The following is a 7,220-nucleotide window of genomic DNA, read 5'->3' as shown; positions in this document are numbered from 1 at the left end:
CGGGCAGCGCGGCGGTGTCGAGCCGGTCCCGGAAGGCGCCCGCGAGCAGACTGCCGAGCAGGGCGATACCGATCGCGCCGCCCACCTGCCGCAGGGTCATCAGCAGCCCGGAGCCGCTGCCGGCCCGGTCGGTGGGCAGGGTGCCGAGGGCGCCGGACATCGCGGGCACGATCGAGAGCCCGAATCCGGCTCCGGCGAACGACAGCCACAGCGCCGTGAACCCGTAGCCGGAGCCGACCGTCGTACGACTGCCGAGGAAGGCGGCGAAGGCCAGCACCACCAGTCCCGCACTGACCACGGACCGGGACCCGAAGCGTTCGACGACGGGTTGCGCGACGCGCGCGCCGACCAGCAGGCCGCCCATCAGCGGCAGCAGCCGTACGCCGGTGCCCAGGGCGTCGTTGCCGAGGACGGCCTGGAGGTACGGCGGCAGAACGAACATCAGGCCGGACAGGACGAACATGACGAGGGTCGCGGCGAGTGCGTTGAAGAGGAAGCCGCGGTGGGCGAGCAGGCCCATGTCGAGCATGGGGCGCGCGGACCGCCGCTCGCGCAGCACCAGCCCCGCGATGAGGACCGCCGCCCCGGCGAACATGCCCAGGACCAGCGGGTCGCCCCAGCCACGGGTCGGTGCCTCGATGATCGCGTAGATGAGAGAGCCGAGGCCGGCGGCGGTGAGCGCGGTGGAGACGATGTCGATCCTGGGGGAGGCGGGGTCGCGGGTCTCGGGCAGCAGGAAGACGCAGGCGGCGATGCCGATCGCCGCCATCGGGACGTTGATCAGGAACACCGAGCCCCACCAGAAGTGGTTGAGGAGCCAGCCGCCGATGATCGGGCCGAGCGGCAGGCCGAGCATGGAGCCCGCCGAGACGATGCCGACGGCCTTGGTGCGCTCGTCGGGGGCGAAGAGCGAGGGCAGTACGGAGAGGGCGAGCGGGGTGACCAGCGCGGCGCCGATTCCCATCACGGCGCGGGCTGCGACCACCGCGTTCACGTCCTGGGCCAGGGCGCCGACGACCGATCCGGCCAGGAAGATCCCCAGCCCGACGATCAGCATCCGCCGTCGGCCGAACCGGTCGCCGAGCAGTCCGGCGGGGAGCATCAGGGCGGCGAAGACGACGATGTACGCGTCCGCCATCCACTGCTGCTGCCCCGTGGTCGCGCCGATCTGCTCGGCCATGGTCGGCAGCGCCACGTTGAGGATCGTCATGTCGAAGCCGAGCACCAGCATGCTCGCGACGAGGGCGCCGAGGGCCCACCAGCGGCGGGGGTCGGGCCGGGCGGAGGAAGACTCTGTGACAGTAGCCATGAAATGAGAGTAGCTCTCAAAATCCATCCACTGTCAATTCAAATCAAAAGCGTCTCTCGTTCGACGTCCGGGGATACGAAAATGGCCACGGCTCGGAAGCCGTGGCCAGGAGGGAGCGGGGGGTGCTATGCGTGCTGGTACGCCACCATCGAGATCCCCACGTAGTGCACGACGAACGCGGCGAGGGTGAAGGAGTGGAAGACCTCGTGGAAGCCGAACCAGCGGGGTGACGGGTCCGGGCGCTTGAGGCCGTAGATCACTCCGCCGACGCTGTAGAGGAGGCCGCCGACGATCACCAGGACGAGGACGGTGATGCCGCCCGTGCGCATGAAGTCGGGCAGGAAGAAGACGGCCGCCCAGCCCATCGCGATGTAGCAGGGGGTGTAGAGCCAGCGGGGGGCGCCGACCCAGAACACCCGGAAGGCGATGCCCGCGAGCGCCGCACCCCAGATGCCCCACAGTAGCCACTGACCCTTGGCGCCCGGCAGGAGCAGCATGGTCAGCGGGGTGTAGGAGCCCGCGATGATCAGGAAGATGTTGGCGTGATCCAGCCTGCGCAGGATGCCGTCCATGCGCGGGCTCCAGGTGCCCCGGTGGTACAGCGCGCTCACACCGAACAGCAGGCAGGCCGTGAGGGCGAAGATCCCGCAGGCGATGCGTCCGCGTGTGGAGTCCGCGAGGGCGGTGAGCACCAGGCCTGCGACGAGCACGGCCGGGAACATGCCGAGGTGCAGCCAGCCCCGGAGTCTGGGTTTGATCTCGTCGGTGATCTGGTGGGCGATCTGATGCGGCAGGGATCGCGCGTCGGAAGGGCGGCTGTCGGCCGGCGTCTCCGGGTGCGCATCGGGGACGGACGCTGTCATGCCCTGCATCGTACCTACGGAACCGTAACTTACGGGACCGTGCGGGCTGTTCGTGTCCCCGGAAGTGGCCATCCTCTCACGCGGGGCCCTCGATGGGGATGTGGAGCGCATGTGCCGATACTCGCGGTGAAGCTGTGGTGACGCAGGGAAACCTCTCGGGTGAAGGTCGGCGAGTGGCGATGGTCACGATGCTCACCTGTGAGGCCCTCTGGACATATGGGCGCTCTCGTCGGATGATCAAATGAGTGCGGTCGGCACCGGATGAGCGCCCAGAGATCCAATCCTCGAAGCATCCGGGTCGCAGCCCCCACGGGGCCTCCAACAAAAAATCCCTCATTTAGGAGCAATCGTGGCGCGCGACATCGCGGCTCCCCCTTCAACCGTCCCGACCACCCACCGAGAACTCGTGGCGTGGGTGAACGAGATCGCCGAACTGACCGAGCCGGACAACGTGGTCTGGTGCGATGGATCCGAGGCCGAGTACGAGCGCCTGTGCGGGGAGCTCGTCGAGAAGGGCACCTTCCGGAAGCTCGACCCGATCAAGCGCCCGAACTCCTACTACGCCGCGTCCGACCCGACCGATGTCGCCCGGGTCGAGGACCGCACGTTCATCTGTTCGGAGAAAGAAGAGGACGCGGGCCCGACCAACCACTGGAAGGCCCCCGCCGAGATGCGGGACCTCTTCCAGGGCGAGAAGGGCCTGTTTCGCGGTGCGATGCGCGGCCGGACGATGTACGTCGTCCCGTTCTGCATGGGCCCGCTCGGCTCGCCGCTCTCCGCGCTCGGCGTCGAGATCACCGACTCCGCGTACGTCGCCGTCTCCATGCGCACGATGACCCGTATGGGACAGCCGGTGCTGGACGAACTGGGCTCCGAGGGCTTCTTCGTGAAGGCCGTGCACACGCTCGGCGCCCCGCTGGAGCCCGGCCAGGCCGATGTGCCGTGGCCCTGCAACAGCACCAAGTACATCTCCCACTTCCCCGAGAGCCGCGAGATCTGGTCGTACGGCTCCGGGTACGGCGGCAACGCGCTGCTCGGCAAGAAGTGCTACGCCCTGCGCATCGCGTCGGTGATGGCGCGCGACGAGGGCTGGCTGGCCGAGCACATGCTGATCCTGAAACTGACGCCTCCGCAGGGCGAGTCGAAGTACGTGGCGGCGGCCTTCCCGTCCGCCTGCGGCAAGACGAACCTGGCGATGCTGGAGCCGACCGTCAAGGGCTGGACCGTCGAGACGATCGGCGACGACATCGCGTGGATGCGTTTCGACGAGGACGGGCAGCTCTACGCCATCAACCCCGAGGCCGGGTTCTTCGGCGTCGCGCCCGGTACCGGTGAGCACACCAACGCCAACGCGATGAAGACGCTGTGGGGCAACTCGGTCTTCACCAACGTGGCGCTGACGGACGACGGCGACGTGTGGTGGGAGGGGATGACGGAGGAGACTCCGGCGCACCTGACCGACTGGAAGGGCAACGACTGGACGCCGGACACCGAGACGCCGGCCGCCCACCCCAACGCCCGCTTCACGGTCCCCGCCTCCCAGTGCCCGATCATCGCGCCCGAGTGGGAGAACCCCAAGGGCGTGCCGATCTCGGCGATCCTGTTCGGTGGCCGCCGTGCCACGGCGGTGCCGCTGGTGACCGAGTCCTTCGACTGGAACCACGGGGTGTTCCTGGGCGCGAACGTGGCGTCCGAGAAGACCGCCGCGGCCGAGGGCAAGGTCGGCGAGCTGCGCCGCGACCCCTTCGCGATGCTGCCTTTCTGCGGCTACAACATGGGCGACTACATGGGCCACTGGGTCGATGTCGCCAAGGGCAAGGACCAGGCCAAGCTGCCGAAGATCTACTACGTCAACTGGTTCCGCAAGAACGACGAGGGCAAGTTCGTCTGGCCCGGCTTCGGTGAGAACAGCCGCGTCCTGAAGTGGATCGTGGACCGGCTGGACGGCCGGGCGGAAGGGGTGGAGACCCCGATCGGCATCCTCCCGACGGCGCAGGCGCTGGACACGGAGGGGCTGGACCTCTCCTCGTCCGACCTCGACTTCCTGCTGACCGTCGACAAGGAGGTGTGGCGGGAGGAGGCCGCGCTCGTCCCCGAACACCTCAACACCTTCGGTGACCACACGCCGAAGGAACTCTGGGACGAGTACCGGGCGCTGGTGAGCCGTCTGGGCTGACGCCCTGCCTTCTGCTCCGCGACCGGCCGGACATGGGTTGCCCTGACCAGCGACGTCTCCTCGGCCGGTCGCGGACTTCTTGCTGCGCCTGACAGCTCGGGAGTGTCTGTGGGATGGCGGGTGCGGGTCCGGTGGGGCTTCTCGCGCAGTTCCCCGCGCCCCTAAGGGCCTACGGCCCTTTCGGGCCGGAAAAAGCACGGGGCGTAGCCCCTGCTTTTTCAGGGGTGCGGGGAGCTGCGCGACCAGCCCCCACCGGACCCGCGGCCGGGGGGCGAAGGGGCGCAGCTCCTTTGGATGGGACGGGTAGGGGCGGAGGGGGCGAAAAGCACTGCCGCGCACCGGATTTCGCGGGACACTCGGGACATCCGCACCGAACCCCGAAATGAGGTGAACGGGGTGCGTACACCCGTAAGTGACCCCCTGAAGATCGGCCCGTACAAGATAGTCGGCCGCCTCGGATCGGGCGGCATGGGCTGGGTCTACCTCGGCCGCTCACCCGCCGGCCGCGAGGTCGCCGTCAAGGTCGCCCGCCCCGAACTCGCCTCCGAACCCGAGTTCCGCGAACGCTTCGCCCGCGAGGTCGCCGCCGCCCGTGTGGTCAGCGGCGCGTACACCGCCGCCGTGGTCGACGCCGACCCGACGGCCGAACTCCCCTGGCTGGCCACCCTGTACGTCCCCGGCCCCTCCCTCGCGGAAGCGGTCCGCGCCGACGGCCCCCTCCCCGAGGTCCAGGTCCGCCCCCTCGGCGCCGGGCTCGTCGAGGCGTTGCAGGCCATCCACGCCGCCCATGTGATCCACCGCGACCTCAAGCCGGCGAACGTCCTGCTCGCCCAGGACGGCCCCCGCGTCATCGACTTCGGCATCTCCCGGGTCGACGGCGCCCCCGGCCTCACCCGCGTCGGCGTCGTCGTCGGCACCCCGCCGTTCATGTCGCCCGAGCAGATCCGAGGCGACCGGGTCGGCCCGCCGAGCGACGTGTTCTCGCTGGGCGGGGTCCTGGTGTACGCGCTCACCGGCCGCCCACCGCACGGCAGCGGGGAAGGCGTACGCGTGGAGGTCGTACGGGGAGAGCCCCGGCTCGACGGCGTACCGGCGGGACTGCGGCCCGTCATCGCCCGCTGTCTGGCCAAGCGCCCCGAGGACCGGCCCCGACTCGCCGAGATCCTGGCCCAGTTGATGGGGGAGGACATCGGCGCCGAGGTGTGGCCGCCGCCGCAGGTGGCCCGGACCATCGAGGTGCGGTACGAGGAACTGCAGGAGCGCCACCGGCGCCGTACGACGAGCGAGTCCGTCCCCTCCTGTCTGCTCCTCCACGCACAGGCGCTGCTCGACGCCGGGCTGACCGACGCCATGGTCGCCGGGGCGGTGGTCCGTGACGGTGCCTGACTCCTCCCCGGGCCGGGAATCCTCCCCGGGCCGCGACTCCTTCTCCGGGCGCGGCTCGTACTCCGGGAACTCCGGGCGCGACTCTTGTCCGGGGGGCAATGCCGAGATATACGACCTCGGCACGCACTGGCGGCAGTTGGTGCAGAACTGGGTCACGCGGCGGAATTACCACACGGTCCACGACACCGTCTCCGTTTTTCTGCGCTTCGATCTCCATGAGGCGGGGCGGACGGTCACGGTGAGATTCATGACCACCAAGAGACTTCTCGTGGCGTTCGCGACGGACGGGAATTTTCTGCGGCAGGACCAACTCGCCATCGCCGCGGCCGCGTCGAACGCATGGAATACCGAACAGCTGAACCCCATGCTTTCCGTGTGGGACGTGCGCGGGCCGCGCCCCTGTCTCGCCGGAGTCTGCGATCTGCCACTGACGTGCCGTATCACGCAGGCGGACTTCGACGCGCTGGCCAATGACTGGGTGGATCGGTCACGACAGATGTTCAGCCGTTGTCATCAGGTGTTCAAGTTGTAGAAGTGAAAAGCGTACTGATCGTAAGTTGACGGAAGTCGCCGTAACTCCACCGGCGGAATTCACCAAACCCTTCCGGCCGCCTGGCTGCCTGCTCCACTATTGGGTGGGCTTTTTCAGGGCCGCGGGGGTGTGCCTTTCAGGCCACGGGGGGTTGGTGCGATGGGTGCGGTCGGGCGTTTGTCGTTTCTCGGTGTGCTGGTGGGGTTGTCGGTCGCTCTCCTGCCGGGGGGACCGTCGGTGGCGGTGGCCGACTCGTGTGCCGACCGGCTCACCGAACAGTTGGAGTGCTGGGCCGAAGTGATCAAGGACGGCCCCGTTGTGATCACGCTGGACGAGCCGCTGGCGTACGAGGAGGTCGAGGAGCGGCAGCGCAACGACATCGAGACGCTGCGCAGGGACAGGTACCCGCTCGTGGTCCGGGTGCAGAAGGGCAAGGCCACCGGTGAGGGCGGTACGGCCTTGCTGGTCCTGGCCGAGGGGCGGCTCGTCCACCCAGAGGCTCGGATCGACCGGCTGCGACCCGGCCCGATGGACGCTCTGCGGGAAGCGGGTCTCTGCATCGACCGGGAACCGCTGTGCGGCCTGATCGAGCGCAAGGGCGACAAGTCCGAACCCCTGGACGGCAAGGCGCTGATCGACGCGGGGTTCGCCGCCGACCACACCACACATGTCGAGGCCATCGGCCCCGTACAGAACGACCGGAAACCGTCCGCCTCGACCGCGCCGGGCAAATCCGCCGGTCAGGGTGGCGAGGAGCGGGACGACGACCGGGCCGCCCCCACCGACGGCGAAGCCGCCGGCTACGGCGGCGCCACCTGGACCGCCTTCTGGATGTGCCTCCTCCTCGCCCTGCTCCTCCTCGCCTTCGTGATCGTGATCCGGCGGTCCAGGGGCCCCGTGGCCGTGGGACACCGGGCGCCGTCACCCGGGCGGGGCGCCGGCGGGCCCCGGTGG

General features: G+C 69.3%; 5 protein-coding genes and 1 pseudogene. 4 read left to right on the top strand and 2 right to left on the bottom strand.

Features of this window, described 5'->3' with window-relative positions; all coding sequences use genetic code 11:
* Both AWZ10_RS09080 and trhA read right to left on the bottom strand, forming a co-directional pair.
* On the bottom strand, nt 1–1,309 hold a 1,309-nt coding region (locus AWZ10_RS09080), incomplete at its 3' end, for a DHA2 family efflux MFS transporter permease subunit (protein ID WP_060890827.1).
* Nucleotides 1,310–1,434: 125 nt separating this feature from the next.
* Nucleotides 1,435–2,172: a PAQR family membrane homeostasis protein TrhA gene (trhA, locus tag AWZ10_RS09075; RefSeq protein ID WP_046708242.1), complete on the bottom strand. Its 738-nt coding sequence runs from the start codon at nt 2,170–2,172 to the stop codon at nt 1,435–1,437.
* A 349-nt stretch (nt 2,173–2,521) separates the two neighbouring features.
* Between trhA and AWZ10_RS09070 the strand changes: the two genes are divergently transcribed.
* The 4 genes and pseudogenes from AWZ10_RS09070 to AWZ10_RS09055 all read left to right on the top strand — a co-directional run.
* Nucleotides 2,522–4,348 (top strand): phosphoenolpyruvate carboxykinase (GTP), encoded by a 1,827-nt coding sequence (locus tag AWZ10_RS09070; protein ID WP_046708241.1) that lies wholly within the window; start codon nt 2,522–2,524, stop codon nt 4,346–4,348.
* Nucleotides 4,349–4,744: 396 nt separating this feature from the next.
* Nucleotides 4,745–5,734: a serine/threonine-protein kinase gene (locus AWZ10_RS09065; protein ID WP_060890826.1), complete on the top strand. Its 990-nt coding sequence runs from the start codon at nt 4,745–4,747 to the stop codon at nt 5,732–5,734.
* Between the two features lie 247 nt (nt 5,735–5,981).
* Nucleotides 5,982–6,266: a hypothetical protein gene (locus tag AWZ10_RS53570; protein WP_234361085.1), complete on the top strand. Its 285-nt coding sequence runs from the start codon at nt 5,982–5,984 to the stop codon at nt 6,264–6,266.
* 177 nt (nt 6,267–6,443) lie between these two features.
* Nucleotides 6,444–7,220: pseudogene (locus tag AWZ10_RS09055) on the top strand (hypothetical protein); the annotation flags it as partial.

It is taken from the genome of Streptomyces europaeiscabiei (assembly GCF_001550375.1).
In the GTDB taxonomy this organism is placed as follows: Bacteria; Actinomycetota; Actinomycetes; order Streptomycetales; family Streptomycetaceae; genus Streptomyces; species Streptomyces europaeiscabiei.
The sequence above is the reverse complement of the archived record's forward strand: the minus strand, read 5'-3'. Positions and strand labels throughout refer to the sequence as shown.

Bases quoted from the DNA above. Each gene is read 5' to 3' on its own strand.
- trhA (WP_046708242.1), bottom strand. From the start codon at position 2,172: ATGACAGCGTCCGTCCCCGATGCGCACCCGGAGACGCCGGCCGACAGC.
- AWZ10_RS53570 (WP_234361085.1), top strand. From the start codon at position 5,982: ATGACCACCAAGAGACTTCTCGTGGCGTTCGCGACGGACGGGAATTTT.